This window comes from Candidatus Eisenbacteria bacterium (assembly GCA_030017955.1).
In the GTDB taxonomy this organism is placed as follows: Bacteria; Eisenbacteria; RBG-16-71-46; order JASEGR01; family JASEGR01; genus JASEGR01.
Genome location: JASEGR010000040.1, coordinates 1 through 17,213 on the forward strand (window position 1 = coordinate 1; position 17,213 = coordinate 17,213).

Annotated in this window: 12 protein-coding genes; 9 read left to right on the plus strand and 3 right to left on the minus strand. The window is 53.9% G+C overall.

Annotation, left to right across the window (positions count from 1 at the left end; translation table 11 throughout):
- The first annotated feature begins 309 nt into the window (after window positions 1–309).
- The 3 genes from QME66_07930 to QME66_07940 are packed head-to-tail and all read left to right on the plus strand — an operon-like array spanning window position 310 to window position 3,584.
- The gene (locus QME66_07930; GenBank protein MDI6808893.1) at window positions 310–1,452 is read left to right on the plus strand and encodes a glycosyltransferase family 4 protein; all 1,143 of its coding nucleotides are present in this window, start codon (window positions 310–312) and stop codon (window positions 1,450–1,452) included.
- 33 nt (window positions 1,453–1,485) lie between these two features.
- Window positions 1,486–2,706, plus strand: a complete 1,221-nt coding sequence (locus QME66_07935; protein ID MDI6808894.1) for a glycosyltransferase family 4 protein — start codon at window positions 1,486–1,488, stop codon at window positions 2,704–2,706.
- A gap of 59 nt (window positions 2,707–2,765) precedes the next feature.
- Window positions 2,766–3,584: a class I SAM-dependent methyltransferase gene (locus tag QME66_07940; protein ID MDI6808895.1), complete on the plus strand. Its 819-nt coding sequence runs from the start codon at window positions 2,766–2,768 to the stop codon at window positions 3,582–3,584.
- Between the two features lie 20 nt (window positions 3,585–3,604).
- Here QME66_07940 and QME66_07945 read toward each other — a convergent pair whose 3' ends face one another.
- Together QME66_07945 and QME66_07950 are read right to left on the minus strand one after the other, a co-directional pair.
- Window positions 3,605–4,783, minus strand: coding sequence for a DegT/DnrJ/EryC1/StrS family aminotransferase (locus tag QME66_07945; GenBank protein ID MDI6808896.1), 1,179 nt, complete (start codon window positions 4,781–4,783; stop codon window positions 3,605–3,607).
- A gap of 97 nt (window positions 4,784–4,880) precedes the next feature.
- Window positions 4,881–6,329: a glycosyltransferase family 39 protein gene (locus QME66_07950; GenBank protein ID MDI6808897.1), complete on the minus strand. Its 1,449-nt coding sequence runs from the start codon at window positions 6,327–6,329 to the stop codon at window positions 4,881–4,883.
- Window positions 6,330–6,473: 144 nt separating this feature from the next.
- Here QME66_07950 and QME66_07955 point away from each other — a divergent pair, with 144 nt between their 5' ends.
- Entirely contained in the window at window positions 6,474–7,802 is a 1,329-nt protein-coding gene (locus tag QME66_07955) for a glycosyltransferase family 39 protein (GenBank protein ID MDI6808898.1), read from the plus strand.
- A 50-nt stretch (window positions 7,803–7,852) separates the two neighbouring features.
- Here the strand turns inward: QME66_07955 and QME66_07960 are convergent, their stop codons facing one another.
- The gene (locus tag QME66_07960) at window positions 7,853–9,244 is read right to left on the minus strand and encodes a CsgG/HfaB family protein (GenBank protein MDI6808899.1); all 1,392 of its coding nucleotides are present in this window, start codon (window positions 9,242–9,244) and stop codon (window positions 7,853–7,855) included.
- 375 nt (window positions 9,245–9,619) lie between these two features.
- Between QME66_07960 and QME66_07965 the strand changes: the two genes are divergently transcribed.
- The 5 genes from QME66_07965 (at window position 9,620) to QME66_07985 (ending at window position 17,212) form a co-directional block, all read left to right on the plus strand.
- Window positions 9,620–10,942, plus strand: a complete 1,323-nt coding sequence (locus QME66_07965) for a hypothetical protein (protein ID MDI6808900.1) — start codon at window positions 9,620–9,622, stop codon at window positions 10,940–10,942.
- A gap of 206 nt (window positions 10,943–11,148) precedes the next feature.
- The gene (locus QME66_07970) at window positions 11,149–13,605 is read left to right on the plus strand and encodes an alginate lyase family protein (protein ID MDI6808901.1); all 2,457 of its coding nucleotides are present in this window, start codon (window positions 11,149–11,151) and stop codon (window positions 13,603–13,605) included.
- On the plus strand, window positions 13,602–14,912 hold the full coding sequence (locus QME66_07975) for a UDP-glucose/GDP-mannose dehydrogenase family protein (protein ID MDI6808902.1): 1,311 nt from the start codon (window positions 13,602–13,604) through the stop codon (window positions 14,910–14,912). Before QME66_07970 ends, QME66_07975 begins: the two co-directional genes overlap by 4 nt.
- Complete coding sequence (locus QME66_07980) at window positions 14,899–16,095, plus strand: glycosyltransferase family 4 protein (GenBank protein MDI6808903.1); 1,197 nt, start codon at window positions 14,899–14,901, stop codon at window positions 16,093–16,095. The genes QME66_07975 and QME66_07980 overlap by 14 nt, the downstream gene beginning before the upstream one ends.
- Window positions 16,070–17,212 (plus strand): glycosyltransferase, encoded by a 1,143-nt coding sequence (locus QME66_07985; GenBank protein ID MDI6808904.1) that lies wholly within the window; start codon window positions 16,070–16,072, stop codon window positions 17,210–17,212. The genes QME66_07980 and QME66_07985 overlap by 26 nt, the downstream gene beginning before the upstream one ends.
- The last annotated feature ends 1 nt before the right edge of the window (window position 17,213 follow it).

The window sequence follows — 17,213 nt, forward strand, 5'->3', positions numbered from 1 at the left end:
CCTTACGAAACGCCCTGCATTTCGTAAAGTTATTTCTGGGACGGCACACTAGAGGCTCGCTAGGCGGGGAATCCTTGCCCCTCCCACCCTCTAAAGGGGTGGGTATCCCCGCCTTACTCGCCAAGACGGGTTCCCCATCCCTCCAGCGGAAGCCAGCTTACGGCTCATCGCCAGCACGACTCGATTAGAGCTCGCAGAAAGTAATCTCGTTCCGCTTCCCTGGGAGAAGCCATATCTGCTAAGATGGCCGGAAAGAGTGGATCATTTCTGACTTGAAAGGGGATTAGTCTGCCGAGGTCAATCAAGAAGATAGTCTTTTTCTCAGACGCTCCCTACTTTGGAGGGGCCGAGGAATATATTCTTCTCCTGGCGAAAGCTCTGAGAAGAGAACTCTTTGATCCTGTCGTCCTCCTGCGGGATGGGGCAAGACGAATCGACGAGTTCGAGGAGAGGCTTGCGCGATCTGGGATTGCATTCCGCCGCCATAGATTCCATAAGGAGCCCACAATCAGAGACATTTTCGATCTCTACGGAATTCTGAGAAAGGAAAAGCCCGACATCTTTCATATAAACCTGCCCAGCAGCTACGATGCGGGGGCAGGACTTGTGGCAGTGATTGGAAAACTGGCAAGGGCCGGGGCCATCGTACTCACCGAACATCTTCCGTCTTCCAGCAGGTGTCTCAGACTGTACCCGATGAAGAAGATGAGTCTGCTTTTGGCTGACAGAGTAATCGCCATCTGCGAGGCCACAAGGGACGGCCTTATCCGTCAACACGGGGCCAGGCCCGAGAGAACAGTCACGATCTACAACGGCGTTGAAGTTGACAATCTTCCCGGACGGGACGAGATACGGACGATAAGGCAAGAGATCCGGATTGACGAAGACTCCCCGCTGATCGCTATGATAGGCGAGCTCTCTCCTAGAAAAGGTCATATCTATCTGCTCAATTCACTGGTAAAGGTTGTGAAGGAGAAGCCCGATGTCAATCTTGCAGTCATTGGCGAGGGAGAGCTGTTCCCGTTTCTCATGCAGACCTCAAAGAAGTTTGGCATCGAGAAAAACGTGAAGTTCCTTGGAAGAAGAAAAGATGTCCGGAGACTAATCGGCGCAATTGATTTTCTTGCTCTGCCCTCGCTTCATGAAGGAATTCCATACGTGGTTCTGGAGACGATGGCGAATGGAAAGCCGGTTGTGGCCACATCTTTGCCGGGAGTGGCGGAGGTTGTCTGCGACGGCCGGACCGGTTTTCTGGTGCAGCCGAGAGACGTTGACGGGCTTTCGGCGGCCATCCTGAAGCTTGTCAGGGACAGGGAGAAGACCAGGAAGATGGGAGAGCTGGCCCGGCTGAGTATCACTGAGAAGTTTAGTCTGCAACACTCCGTCACGAGGACTGAAGAACTGTACCTGGAGATATTGAATTCGAAAGGCAGGCCGGCGGGCGCCGGCTGAGATGCAGGCAGTTATTGGCCCAGGAGACTTGGGTTGAAGATTGCCATCATAAAACCGATTCTCCCATACCCACTCGATCAGGGCGCACGGCGGGTCACCCATCAGATTCTTGAGGCGCTTCACGGGGAAAACGAACTCACGCTTATTACGAGGCTCACCTCGAAAGATGAGCAGAAGTTCATACCGGATCTCAGCAAACTCTGCTCCCGAATCATAGCGCCGCTTGCCCCCAACAAGCGGTCATTCTTCCACAGAGTTGCCTATAGAATCTTCTATCTTCTCAAGTCGGTGTTGCTGCTCAGGCCGGCTGTAGTTTCCTATTCCTGCCCGGGTGTCCTGAGGAAACAGCTTCGCGCGCTTTCGAAGAATGTTGAGTTTGATGTCCTGCAGGTCGAAAACTGGTATAGCTGGCCGCTTGCAAAGGACGTCCGGAGCAAGGTGAAGATACTGCTTGCCCACGATATTGATTTCAGGGTGACCGAGAGAAGACTCTCGCTGCCGGGAGCCGGTCCGGGAAGATTCTTGAAGAGGCTGACAGGCTGGTGTGAGAAAAGGGCCGAGCTCAGGGCTCTGAATGAGAGCGATGCCATATTCACGCTTACTGACGAAGACAGTAGAGCGGTAAAAGAATGTGTTGGAAGAGATTCGTCTGTCCTCCCATTCTGTGGGTCAACGGACCTGGCAGGCGACATCCTGGAAAAGCGCGAGGAACGTTCTATCCTATTTCTTGGCTCTTTCAGAGCAGACTTCAACAGGGACGCGGCGGCTCATATGGTCAACGAGATTTTTCCTCTTGTGAAGAAGAATGTTCCGGATGCGAAACTCTACCTCGTAGGAAGTTTTCCGACTGAGAAGATTTTCTCTTTCTCGGGTAGTGGAGTCGTTGTTGCAGGGAATGTCCAGGACGTGGGGCAGTATTTTGGAATGGCTCAAGTTTTTGCGCTTCCACTCAGGTACGGGGGCGGACTCAGGGTGAGGCTGTTTGAAGCCATGGCGCATGGAATGGCCGTTGTCACGACCAGGATCGGACGATCGGGAGTGCCCGGCGAGGATGGAGTTCATTTTCTCGTCCGCGAATCACCTCAGGAGTTTGCACTTGGTTTGAGCACGCTTCTGAAGGACAGAGTCCTCAGAGAGCGGCTGGGGAAAAACGCCAGAGACCTCATCAAGAACAAGTGCAACAAGGCGGATACCTTTGCAAGGATAAGAGCCCTCTACCGCAGCCAGAGTCACTCTGAAACCGCCGCTTCGTAGCCGGCCCCATTGAAGGGAATAGGCGAATTGGCCGGATTGCATTTTGACCGGAGAGTCTCATGACGGTTAAGGACGAACAGAAAAGACACTACAACCTTTTCTACGGTAAGCCGGGCAGGCTGAGCTGGGGTTCCCCTTCCGGTTCCTACGAGAATTACAGATACGCGGTCTGGATAATGAAACTCTTTGAGAGGATCTTGAGAGAGAAAGGAACCAGACTCTCGGTTCTTGACCTCGGCTGCGGGGACGGAAAAAAGATTCTTCTACTTGGACAGAAATACCTGAAAGGAGAAGGAAGGCTCTTTGGCATCGACATATCCGCCACCGCCGTCAGGAAGGCAGGGGAAATGAACGAACTCCTGAACCGTGAAGTGAAAGGTTTTGCGGTGGGAGAGTCCGAGGGACTCCCTGTTCGGGAAAACTCGCTGGATGCCGTTCTTTGTGTGGAGCTCCTCGAGCACACGGCTTCTCCTGAGAGAGCTCTCAGCGAGATTCACCGGATACTTGCGCCTGGCGGGTTTGCGATAATAGGTACTCCAAACAAGAGCTACATTTTCGAGAGGCTTGGCGCTCTCTTGCCCGGGCCGATACAGGCGAAACTCAAGCAGAGAAGGCCAAAGGCAGAGGCAGAACTGGAAGAGTGGACCCACATGCATCCTTCAGAGATGGGATGGGGGGAACTCAAGGGAGTGCTCAGGAGGACCGGCTTCAAAATAGAAACAGCGAGAGGAACCAATTGGATAAGTCAGAAACAGTGGCTGGATGATTCCCCTTTTCTCTTCGGAATGTCAGTGATCGGAGACTCTCTTCTGAATCTCTTCAGACTGTGGCCCGATTTTCAGTGGGGAGTCATCCTTCTGGCGAGAGCAGTCAAGTAATTTTCCCGCTTCCCGAGACTTCATTTCTTCCCGTACGCGCCGACTATCTTCCCTATTGCAGACACGACGTCGTCGAGATCCTTCTTGGTCATTGAGGGATAGAGGGGGAGACTAATCTCTCTTTCGTAGAGAGCTTCTGTCTTCGGGAAGTCGCCCTTCTTGTATCCCAGCGCATCTCTGAAGTAAGGATGATAGTGGATCGGGATGAAGTGCACCGTCGTACCGATATTCTCCGAACGCAGCTCTTCAATGAATTTCGTCCTGTCCACTGAAAGCTCATCCAGGTTAAGAAGAAGGGGATAGATGTGCCTTGCGTGCCTGAGATCTGCAGAAACATATGGCACTGTGACGTGACCGATTCGAGCGATGGCTCTATCAAGATAACTTGCGTATTTCTCTCTCTTCGCGACGAATGAATCGAGCTTTCTGAGCTGATGAATGCCGATTGCAGCCATAATGTCCGACATATTGCACTTGTAGCCAAGCTGAGTTATCTCGTAATACCATGACCCTTGAGCAAAGTACCTCTTCCAGGCGTCCCTGCTCATTCCGTGCAGGCTCAGGATCCTCACCTTTTCGGAAAGCTCCTCATCATCCGTCACAAGCATCCCGCCTTCACCTGTGGTCAGGTTTTTCGTGGCATAGAAGCTGAATGCGGTTGCGTCGCCAATAGAGCCGATTTTCCTGCCTTTGTACTCTGCGCCAATTGCGTGCGCGGCATCCTCGATGATCTTCACGCCTTTCTGTTGGGCTATCCGCAAGAGCGAGTCCATCTCGCACGGCTGACCCGCGAAATGAACGGGTATTATGGCCTTTGTCCTCCGGGTGAGCTTTTTCTTCACCTCTTCCGGGTCAATGTTAAAGGTCCTTTCGTCAACATCCGCAAGGACCGGCTTTGCCCTCATGTGGAGGATAACGGCCACGGTGGAACAGAAGGTAAACGGAGAAGTGATGACCTCATCTCCCTCTCCGATTCCGTAGGAAGCAAGGGCGAGATGAAGCGCGGCAGTGCATGAGTTGAGTGCCACGGCATACCTGGAGCCCACGTAGGCCGCGAGCTCTTTCTCAAATTTCAATGTCTTTGGGCCGGTCGTGATCCAGTCCGAGCCGAGCGCATCCAGGACCTCCGCCCTTTCCTTGTCGTCGAAGCAGGGACGCGCAAAGGGCAGGAAGGTTTTCCTCGCAGGGTTCCCGCCCATCGAGGCAAGAGTGTCCTTTGAACGGGTATTACGCCGACCGGATATGCCGGACCTTTTCACTTGCGGATGCACCTCGCATTGCGGACCAGACGGCGGCTCATGAGAAATCTCTCGATCTGAATCCGAAGTATGCCAGGAGGCTCAGAAACCCGCAAGAGGCCAGGAGGATCATGTAGGGCTCAACCGGTATCCTGTATCGCACCGATGTTGTGAAGAACGAATGGAACAAGGCGAAGAGGAGCGGCACGAGAACAACGATAAACATTTTCCTCCAGCGTCTTCCGAGGAGGAGAGTTCCAAGCAACGAGAAGACAAGCACAGGAGTGAAGCTCACGACGCTCACAGCCTTGTAGAGCTTCCCGGTGTGCGGATTCTTCGAAAACGTGCTCGGGTACAGGTCGAAAAAGTAAACAAATCGCTTTGCACAGAGAGAAATGAACTTCTGTGGATTCTCCCGTACGAACCGCTTTGTTCTCTCCATGTAAACAGAGTCCGCGACAGCAGAACCCTCACGGCTTCTGGCTATCTCCTGCATCATGTCGGGCGTGAACATCTTACTCCGCTCTTCCATGCTTGTTTTCTCGGCAGTCGCAAGAGGATTGTTCGCGGCAAAGAACGCCCTTGCCCCCATCCTCGCAATTGGAATGAACTTCCCCTCAACCACGTAGTTCCTCATTCCCCAAAGAAAGACAGGAAGTGTTGTGAAGACCGTAAGTATGAGAACGTTGACCAGCCGTTTCCTGATCCGGATTCTGTCCGAAATCATGAGCCAGAGAGCAAATGCAGGCATCACGGGAAGTATCAGCGGAACAAAGAGGGCAGAGAGCCCGAAAGAAATCCCCGATGGAATCAATAGGGAAGGTCTTCGCTTTTCACCCGACAGGACAAGCAATACGAAGGCTGAGGCCAGGAGGAATGCAAATATGCATTGGGGGATGAGAGCTGAGGAAATGTAGACCAGAAAAGGATAGAGCGCTGCCACAAACGAGGATAATCGTGCGGCAGTTACTCCCAGAAGGATTTTTCCTATGAAGTAGAGGAAAAGCACGGTGAGCGCCCCCAGAAGGGATTGAAGCAGTCGTGCATTTACAACGGTACTTCCGGGGAGAAGCTCCACACCCGCCAGGAAAAGAGTTTGCCCCGGCGGGACAAGCGTGTTTACATCTCTTCCACCGGTTTCGACAATTCTTGAAGCCCAGAGAAGATAGTTGTCATCATCCCAGTAGATTCTCTCGCCGATGGAAGCCGCGTAGAAAACCCGCAGGAAAAGGGCCAGAAGAAAAACGAAATATGGAAATTGGGAAAGTTTTCTGGGTTTCACCTGAGCCCGGTTCTTTCCGATCTCTGCCTGAACGCTGCGCGAAGAATCCGCTTTGGCAATTGCCTCTTGCCGGCTGCACAGAGCTCTATTCCCAGTCCAGACTTCGATCTTGCCGAAGGCCAGAATATGGAAAACTCCCAGGTTGGTCAAGAGGATTCTGGGTGGCGCATAGCCTTTCTCATGAAGAAAACGCCGGCCCGCGCTCTCTCCCCACTTGACACCCATTCTCCCCTTATATATAGACAGAGGAGTGTATGAGGCGCAAAGCAATGCGCACCGTTCCTATCACAGTGTTGCCGGAAAGTACTCGCGCGGCCGGGGATTGCATATCTCGCGGCCGTCACTTCTCATCGGGCCGGAGATGAATCGATGAAACCGGAATTCCGCCGTTCTCCGCGATTCTGGCTGCTGGCAATATTCATGCTGGCGCTCGCAGTGCGACTCATCTACCTTGGCGTGATGGTCGGATTTAACAGCCCTGTGCCGCTTCGTTACGACGACGGCACATACGACGGCCTGGCACGCTCGATTGCATCCGGACATGGGATGACATTGTGGGATAAGCCGAGCACGATTGTGTCGCCCGGCTATCCCTATTTCATCGGTGGATGCTACGCAATCTTCGGTCCGGCGCCGTCTGGTCCGCGCGTCGTCCAGGCCCTGATCGGATCATCTACGGTGGTACTGGTCTCCGCGTTTGCTCTGGAGCTGGGGCTGGGGCTTCCGGCTGCGGTCCTGGCAGGGACTATCGCTTCGTTTCATCCTTCGGCAGTTTATTTCACCGGACGGTATTTTCCGATGATTCTGCATGCGGCCTTGCTGGCTGCCGCGATATATGCGCTCCTCAGGTGGCGCCGGAGAGGATGGCTGTGGCTGATAATGTCCGGAGTGATGTTGGGCATAGCTGCCCTGGTGCGCTCCGACGTGCTCATGCTCGTGCCCCTGATGGCGCTCAGTCTGCTGCCTCTGGTTGGCTGGGGACGACGCTGGGTGGCCGCCGCCGTGCTCCTTGTCGGAATCGCTTACGCGCTGCAACTTCCGTGGCTCGTGCGGTGTGAGAGGATTGGCGGCTTGCAGGCATTTCCTACCACGTTCACGTGGCGGACGCTCTGGGGAGGAGACAATCCGTGGTCGCGCGGGGGCCCTGTGACAGCTGAACGTATCATAGCGCATTACGACACGCCGGGGAGCGAGGCGGGTTTGAGGCCGGCGATGCGCGAGCAGCTGTTCGCTCTCAGGCAATGGCAGGCAATTCGCACCCAAATGACCGAAGCTCAGGCGGAGAGCGCTTTCAAGTATATGACTCTTACTTGGCGCGCCCGTGAACCGGGGCGTTACATCGCAAACATCGGCCGCAAGCTCCTGGCCTTTGCCAGCCCCTGGCCCATGCAAGGTGGGGACGTACTTCGACGCTACGGTCTTATCCTGGGATTGAGTTACGGGATATGGCTGCCACTGGCCCTCATAGGATTCGTGGCTGCCTGGCGCCTGGGACCGGCGCGCTGGATGTTTATCGCGGTAGTCCTTCAGATCCTGATGACCACCGCCGCCGTGTGCGGACATCCGCGCCTGCGCTTTGCCACCGAGGTGCTTTTCATGCCCTACGCCGGATACGGCATCGTGCGTCTCCGCGATTGGCTCATCCGACGCCGACGGCCCGATGCCGGGACAGAATCATCTCCGGGCACGCACGCATAGCTCGTACCGGAACGGCGCACTCACACTCGCGACGGCCTCACTGCGTGACTTCATTCAGCTTTGGGTTCCGCTCCTTTTTCAACCACCCTTGTTACCTTCAGCTTCTCTCCGGGAGACGGCGAGCGGCTCATGTTTTCCAGGCGCAGAACGGACATCTTCTCGAAGACTTTGACGATTGTTGCCAGAGCTATGTCGGTTTCCTCGGTCCCGAGAACCTCACCGGTCACCGGATGCTTCACGTCTTCTACTCCTATCAGCTGTATTGTGAGGCCGACAACTGCACCATCTCTTTCGCCAAAGTCGAGATACATCGTTCCATCATCAGTCAGTTTGACCACGGTGAAGAGCTTCGCCGCTTCCGGCTGGCATTCTTTGGTCTCCGCGGTCTGGGGGATGGCCGCAAGCGCTCTCTGGATTGACGTATTCTGCGGCTCAAGGGAAAGCGCCTTTTCATAGGAGGCTCTTGCATCCGGCATGCGTTCGAGCTTCTCGTATGCAACGCCCATGTTGTAGTGAGGAGCCGGGTCATCAGGTTCAGCAGCGGCAGCTCGCTCCCATTCGAGGAGAGCCTTGTCCCAGAGGCCTGCCTTGGCGAATTCGACTCCGCGTTTTGACTCCTTGGAGGCGCCTTTCATCAGATGGAAGGTTCTCAAGACCGGATGAGGCGAGATTGTCCCGGCGAGCTCTGAAGCAACGCCACTCGTGAGCCGAAAAAGAATTTCCCCATCGGGTGGAATCTTCTCCCGTCCCGATCCTCCAAACACGCGAAAGAGACCCAGCCATCCGAATCCGCCGCTTGATTGATCTTCGGGCATTCTCTCGTCGAAGCCCGAGCTCCTGGATTCCGACACCAGCACCTCTCCTGTGACTGTATCGACGACGCGGAGGTTCGCCGCAACGGATGCCGTCTTGTGGCGATAGAACACATCGACAGGTCTTTCTTCCTCTTCATAGACCTTTACTTGTTCCTCCTCCTTGGACCATGGAAACCTCTTTTTCTTTTCGTAGTGCCATTTGCCGGTCTTGAAACTTCGTGTCTCTGTCTCTTTTTCGCGCACTTCGCGGGTCTCGTACGAAATTACCTCTCCGACTATGACTGCCTGTGCTCCGAGAATGCCCCCTACTTTTGCTGCGCTCTGCTCGTCGATTACGCCGGAGAGTCCCAACGCCTGTTCTCGCAGGACCGTCTCAAGGTCTCCTCTTTCGACCAAGTGGAATTTTCCGCTTTTCTTAAGCCGTGTGGTTATTTCAGACGCGACTGCCTTCCCTGACCCGGGCGAGCGGGCGAAATCAGAGAAATCAAGAACAGCGATAGTTGAAATCTGGGCAAGCTCATATGCTGGCTTCTCGGTAGCGGCAAAATTCACCACGGTAGATGCGCAGCCGGAAACCAAAAGGAGACAAAGCAGGAAAGGAACTAAAGGGAGCCTTTCTTCATTCAAGAAAGATCCTCCTGCGACCCGGTCAGGAAATGGATTCAATCCCACCACAACCAGAGCAGGGAATCAGGCTCACCCAGCCCCCGGCGGGCACTAGACAACAATGACAATCTCGGATCTTCCTAATGAGATTATGAAAAAGTCCGAAAATAGTCCAGAAGATTCTGATAGTGTGGAGCCCGGTGCGATGCCGGCAGAAGTGTATGCCTGGCCGCGGAAGATGAGGGGCTGGCTCGTGTGATGGCCGTCCAGCCGCGCGAATGCTCTGTGCTTTCCGGCACACCATTCCATCGCGGGAATCTTCGAAACCCGTTGACTTGAGCGCCTGTCCAGAGAGATTATGCGAAATCATCTGGTTTCTACCCTGGAGATTATCTAATGTCTTTTCTTCCTTTGTACGCTCGCACCTTTCTGATTGACCGCGTTCGCGAGGGGGGACGCTTCAGGCGTATTCTTGCGGAGCTTGAATCCCACGAAAGATGGTCTGGGGATGCCGCGCGGAAGTATCAGGAAGCCAAGCTGGCGCAGGTCTTCAAGTGGTGCCGGCGCGTGCCGTACTACGCGGAGCAGCTCGACGCCTGGCGGGTGGGACGCGGATCTGCTCTTGAGGCGTTGAATAGGCTTCCGCTCCTTGATAAAGGGATCGTGCGAAGTCGAAACAATGAGTTCCACGCTCGTGGACTGGCGGGTCTATTGGCTCTCAAAGGTCATACGAGCGGCACGACCGGAACTCCGATGACCTGCTGGCGTGACGTGGAGGCCATCCGTTTTGAGAATGCTTCTCTCTGGCGGATATTCCGCTGGGCAGGGGTGGAGCTGAATGACCGGCGCGCTGTGATGCGAGGAGACATGGTGGTTCCAGCGACGCAGAACGAACCACCCTTCTGGACACGTGCCTCTTCCAAAGTGATGCTTCTTTCGCTCTACCATCTCTCGCCCAGGTACCTGCCCGGATACCTGGAAGCTCTGCGACAGTTCGCACCCGCGACCATCGAGTCCGTCCCATCCGGTCTGGCCACACTGGCAAGCTGGATGGTCGAGCACGGAGAGACCCTGCAATTGAAGGCGGCGATCACGAGCTCTGAGAGTCTTCTCGATGAGCAGCGCAACAGGATGGAGCGTGCCTTCTCATGCCCGGTCATAGATTACTACGGCAATAGTGAAAGAACCGTTCTATTGGCACGCTGCGAACGCGGTGCCTATCACGTGCTGTGGGATTATGCGGTGACGGAGTTCCTCCCGGATGAGCGGGGTGACCTCGAAGTTGTGGGAACTGCTTTGATGAATCGTGTCATGCCGCTCCTTCGCTACCGTTCAGGGGACAGGATTGAGGCAGGAATCACAGGCGAACGCTGCCCGTGCGGCAGGACTTTCCCTGTCTGCGGCCGGCCTGAAGGCCGTTTGGATGCCTACATTCTCACGCCGGATGGTCGATACATCGGCCGCGTTGAGCGCACCCTGACAGGTCTTCACCATATCCGGGAAGCCCAGTTCATTCAGACAGCCATTGACCGGCTCGTCATCCGCGTCGTCGGCGCACCGGAATTCAATGACGAGGACACCAGGACGCTTGTTGAACGGGCGCGCAACTGGATCAGCCCGGAGCTGCAAGTATCAGTCGAGCTTGTCGAGAGTATCCCTCGAGGTCCCAGGGGCAAGTTCGCCATCATCGTATCGAACCTTCCCCCATCTCAGGTGTGACCCCGCACCCTACCCTCTCCCCGAAGGGTAGAGGGACATACTATCCCACCTTCTCTCCTCTCCCACTTGGGGAGAGGATAAAGGTGAGGGGAACCTTCACAGAATTCGATTGCGCTGCTGCGCCATGATTTGATAGTTTTAGAGGTTAGGGACTTTTTCCTCACTCTGTAAGGGCCGCTTTGGGGATCATTCAGGGAGCTACTGTCTTGAACAAGAAATTCCGTTGGTTTTCGCGAAGACTCGCGGCAATGTCCTGGGAAGAGATTCTCCTGAGGGCGGGCAGGCAGGGACGAGATGAGGTGGAGAGATTAAAGTGCCTCCTGGCCGCACCATCGATTGAAGATTTCCGGGCTGCCACCGATGAGAAATCACGGGCCGAGTGTGCCAAGAAATTCTTCTTTTTGTCGCAAAATCCTGTCCGCATCAAAGAGTACGTTGCCAGGGAAAAGCCGGAATGGCTTTCGAGTACCAACAGGAAAGCGGAGGAGGCGCTGTCGCACAGGGTTTCATTCTTCGGTAGGGAATACTATCTGGGCGACAGGATTGAATGGTCAAGAGACTATTCGACCGGAAACGTCTGTCCGCTCCGCTTTTGGACACGGATTAATTACAGGGACTCAGAAAAATTCGGAGACCACAAGGTCACCTGGGAACTGAACAGGCATCAACATCTTGTTCCCCTCTCCAAGGGATACTTCTACACATCCGACGAGAGGTATCTCAGGGAAATAGTCTCCCAGCTTGACGACTGGACTGAGACGAACCCGTTTCTGAAGGGAATAAACTGGACAAGTCCGCTCGAACTTGCTTTGAGACTGATTTCATGGGCATGGATTTTCAATTTCCTTGGGGATTCCATCAGAGCAAACAAGAAGTTCTACGAAAAGTTCCTGCTCTCTGCTTATCTTCATGCAGATCACATTGAGAAAAACCTCTCCCTTTATTCATCGGCAAACAATCACCTGATAGGTGAATGCACCGGTCTTCTCTTTGCCGGTCTGGCATTTCCGCAGTGCCTGAAATCCCGGAGGTGGGTGGAAAAGGCCTCCAGTATGTTGTGGGATGAAGCAGTAGCGCAGATCTATGAGGACGGAATCGGGAAGGAGCAGGCGACTGACTATCTCCTTTTTGTTGTCGAGCTGTACATGCTTGCCTTCATTCTCAGTGAAAGAAACGGGCTGCGAGTGCCCGAGAAGGCAAAAAACCGGATAGAGCGTTCCCTGGAGTTCATAATGTACATCACTGACAGAGAGGGAAACGTTCCGAGGATCGGTGATTCTGACGAGGGAAAGGCCTTCACACTTTCGGAGAATGATGACAAAAGAGCCAGGGCGCTCCTTTCCGTTGGTGGAATCTACTTTGGAAGAAAAGAGTTTAGCCTTTCGGCAGGGAGGATTCACGAAGAAGCGTTGTGGCTTCTCGGACTTGAAGCAATGGACGACGAGAGCTCCGCGGCCGGCCAGGAGATTGAGCTTTCATCAAAGGTATTTGAGAAAGGCGGTTATTCAGTGATGAGGTGCGGCGAGGGTACCGGCGAGAAACTCATTGTTTTCGATTTCGGCGAGCTCGGCTATCTTTCGCTAGCCGCGCATGGACACGCCGACTGCCTCAGTCTCTGTGTCTCGGCATCCGGCGAGGAGTTACTGGTTGACCCCGGAACTTATTCCTACCACACTGAGCCTGATTTCAGGGAATACTTCAGGGGAACATTCGCTCACAACGCGCTTTCCATCGACAAGGAATCCCAATCCGAGAGTCTCGGGCCGTTTCTCTGGGGAAAAAGGGCACGAGGACGCTTGAGAATGTGGTTTTCAGACAGAGTCGCCGACTTTGCGGAAGCCGAGCACGATGGCTACGAATCGAAGTTCTCGGCGACGCACGTCAGAGGAGTCGCCTTCGTCAAACCTGAAGGCCTGGTTGTCTGCGATACCGTCTGCGGCAAGGGGACAAGAAGCGCAGTGATAAGATGGCACCTTCCTCCCGGCTCAAACCTCATTTCGAGCGGGGAAGAAGGGGTAACAGTGGCGACCCCGGGAGGGAATCAGATACTGTTCGCGTTTTTCTCAACGACGTCTCTCTCTCAGGAGTGGATTGAGGGGAAGCTTAATCCCCCTCAAGGCTGGTTTTCTCCCCATCTTGGGCTGCGAATTCCCTGTCCAACCCTGGAAATCGGTGCCCGGGGCGAGCTTCCCTTCTCGGTTACGAGTTTGATATTTCCGTTGGGAAAGCTGGGATTAAGCCGAAAAATTAGGATGAGGCACCTTTCCGGGGCAAATTCGTCATCCAAGAGGCAAATTCACGGGCTTGCCCTGGGGAAGGAAGAAGCAGTTGAATACTATTATGTGAACTACTCAGATGAAGAGGTCGCATTTGACTCCTTCAGGGCACGAGGGAAGTTTGTTTTCCTGAAGGAAGTCCGGGGAAAAGTGGATACGATTTTCGGCACGGAGCTCGCTTATGTCGAAAGGGACGGCAAGAAGATAGTTGAAGTATCTCCGCCCGTTGAGGCCCTTTCATGTGATCTTTCAAAGGAAACCCCTCTTCTTGGGGCTTCCTCCCCGACCCGTGTCAGGCTTCTTCTTAATGGCAGGTCATGTGACTTCACAGCCGGACAAAGTGAAACTGCGCGGGGAGGCGAAGTCGAAATGGAGGCTCGAAGATGAAGGTCTCGGTATTTGGACTCGGCTATGTTGGCTGTGTGACTTCCGCATGCTTGGCAAAGATAGGGCATCAGGTGATTGGAGTGGATGTCAATCCCTACAAGGTTGACTGCATAAACAGCATGAGAAGCCCAATACTTGAGACCGGGCTTGAGGAAATGATCAGGAAAATGGTGCAGACGCGGAGGCTCAGCGCGACACTTGACTGGAAGGACGCGGCGAGGAGGTCGAATGTTTCTCTTGTCTGCGTTGGAACACCCACAAGTGAGAACGGGCTGATCAACCTTTCTGCGGTCAGGAGGGTGGTCCGTTCGATAGGGAGCGCCATTGCCCACAAGAATTCCTTTCATGTCGTCATCCTGAGAAGCACAATGCTCCCGGGAACCTCGAGAGAAGTAATCTCCATTCTCGAACAGAGCTCGAGGAAGAAACACGGGAAAGGTTTTGGATTTGTATTCAACCCTGAATTCTTGAGAGAGGGGGCCGCGATAAGCGACTTTCTGAAACCGGAAGTCACCGTGGTGGGAAATGAGGACGGGAAGAGTCTCAAGGTGGTCGAGCAGCTCTACAAGCCGCTGGATGCGCCGATTGTGAGCATTTCCATTGAGGCGGCTGAGATGCTCAAGTACGTCAACAATGCTTACCATGCTTTGAAAATCTGTTTCGCGAACGAGATCGGAAACATCTGTGTTAAGGAAGGACTAGACAGCCACGAGGTTATGAGGATTTTCTGCATGGACAAAAAACTCAACATTTCCTCTTGGTACCTCAAGCCGGGGTTTGCCTACGGCGGCTCGTGCCTTCCGAAGGACCTGAGGGCAATTGTCCACAGATCCAAGGAACACCGGCTCAAATCGCCGCTTTTGGAATCAATCATAGAGAGCAACGAAATGCAGATACAGCTTGCCATGTCCCTGATTGAGAAAACGAAGAAGAAAAAAGTCGGCATTCTGGGCCTTTCATTCAAGGCGGAGACCGACGACATGAGGGAGAGTCCTATAGTAAAGGTGCTGGAAGTCCTGGTCGGCAAAGGCTACCGGGTCCTGGTTCACGACAAGAACATCGATTTGAAGAAACTTCTGGGTGCGAACAGGAAATTCCTTGAGAAGGAAGTTCCCTATCTCCCATCAATCATGTGCAGCACGATGGAAGAGGTTGTGAAGAGGTCCGACGTGATCGTGCTAGCCAATGAGAACCCGGATTTCAAGAAAGTGGTCGAGCTCATCGACAAGAACCAAATACTCATAGACCTTGTGCGAATGCTCAGAGAAGACCAGGTGACAAGAGGGAAGTATTTTGGCCTCACGTGACGGCGTCTTAATACTCGTTGAAAATCTCCCGGTTCCTTTCGACAGACGGGTCTGGCTCGAAGCGAATACGCTGAGAGAAAACGGGTACTCCGTTTCGGTTATCTGCCCTAAAGGGTCCGGCGCCAGGGCTTCCTACGAAGAGCTTGAGGGAATAAGGATCTACCGTTACCCTACACCGCCTCCCACGAAGGGAAGAGCAAGCTATATCTGGGAATTTGTGTACTGCTGGCTCGCGACCTTCTTCCTGTCAATCAAGGTGCTCGTCCGGGATAGGTTCAAAATCATTCATGCGTGCAATCCGCCGGACACCTTCTTTGTTCTGGGCGCGATCTATAAACTGCTTGGCAAGAAGTTCGTGTTTGACCAGCACGATCTTTGCCCGGAAGTATTTCTCGCGAGATTCAAGGCACGGAAGAGAACGCTATACAAGATTCTCCTTCTTCTGGAGAAGTGGACCTACAAGACTGCCGACATTGTCCTTGCCACAAACCTTTCCTACAAAGAAATCGCCATGAAGAGGGGCGGCGTGCCTGAAGACAGGCTCTTTGTTGTGAGAAGCGCCCCCGACTTGAATAGATTTCATTCCGTGGAGCCGGTTGAGAGTCTGAGAAAAGGCAGGAAATATCTTGTCTCCTATCTTGGGGTGATGGCTCCCCAGGACGGCGTGGACCATCTTCTTCAATCAATCGACCACATCGTCAAGACCGCGAAGCGAAGAGACATTCATTTCGCGATTATCGGCTCCGGGGATTCCTTTGCTTCGCTGAAGAGAATGTCTTCGGAGCTCGAGCTTGATGAGTACGTTGAGTTTACCGGCAGGATTCCGGATAGGGATGTGGAGCGATACCTTTCGACGTCGGATGTCTGCGTAAGCCCGGACCCGAAGAACGAGCTTAACGATGTTTCGACCATGAACAAGGTCCTTGAATACATGGCGATGTCCAAGCCGGTGGTTGCCTTTGATCTCAAAGAGACAAGTTTCTCAGTCCGCGGCGGAGCGCTTTATGCAGTCCCGAATGACGTCAAGGACTTCGCAAAGAAAATACTCGCCCTCATCGATGACGAGAAGCTGAGAAAAAGGATGGGCGAGGAGAATAGGAAACGTTTTGTTCAGGAGCTCTCCTGGGAGCTTAACAAGAAGGAGCTTCTCAAGGGCTATGCAAGTCTTAGACGGAAAAGCTAAGCCGTCCGTGGTCTTCCTTGCCTCGACTCTGCCGACAGGCGGAGCGGAGAAAATGTTTGTCGGTATCGCAGAGGGGCTGAAGACAAAAGGATTTCAGGTTCGTGTCGTCTGTCTCAAGGAGGCCGGAGAGCTGGGTTCGATGGTGATGCAAAGCGGAGTTGAGCTCATCGAAGGAGTGATGGCAGAGAGAGCAAGCGTGAGCGGCTTCCTGCGGTTGTGCGGCATCCTCAGAAAACTCGATCCCGCGATTCTCTACGTTCTCGATCACAGGAACGCGGTCGTGGCAGGAACTCTTGCTTCGATTCTTCTTGGAGTCAAGGGACGTCTGGTTGCCGTTCACTCCACCAGGCTCTGGGGCGGCAGGAAGAGTCTGCAGTTCCCGATTCCTCTCCTTCTTCCCTTCGTTGAAAAGGTAATCGCAGTATCGGATTCGCAGCGCGAATACCTTTCCAGCGAAGAAGGGATACCACTCACGAGAATGAAGGTGGTAAGAAATGGAATCGACCTCTCCGCCTTTCGAAACGGGGACAGCTCGGATTCAATGAGGACTGAATTGAATATCCCGAAAGGGGTGCCGATTGTAGGTTGCGTGGCAGGCCTGAGGCCCGAGAAAGGCCATTTCATCCTTTTCTCTGCGGCAAAAGAGCTGCTTTCAACTTTCGGAGATTGCATCTTCCTCCTCGTTGGGAGCGGAACGATGAGTGAAGAGCTGAAATCAGAAGCTCAGCGGCTCGGAATTGCATCAAATGTGATATTTGCCGGAAGGAGAGAGAATGTCCCGGAGCTCCTCCGGCTCATGGATGTTTTTGTTCTGCCTTCGCTGCCGGTCGTTGAGACTGCTCCGCTTTCGGTCATGGAGGCAATGGCATGCGGAAGGGCAGTGGTGGCTACCGATGTGGGAAGCCTGAGAGAGATCGTGGAGGATGGAGCAACCGGCCTGCTTGTTCCGCCGGGAGACAGTCATTCGCTGGCTTTAGCCTTGAAATCACTTCTGGCAGATTCTGCAAAGAGGAAGGAAATGGGGAGAATGGGGAAGGAGAGGGCTGCGAAGGAATTCGATTTCGCGAGAGTGGTCGATGAAACTGAATGCCTTTTTGAAGAAATCCTGAGTGGGTGAA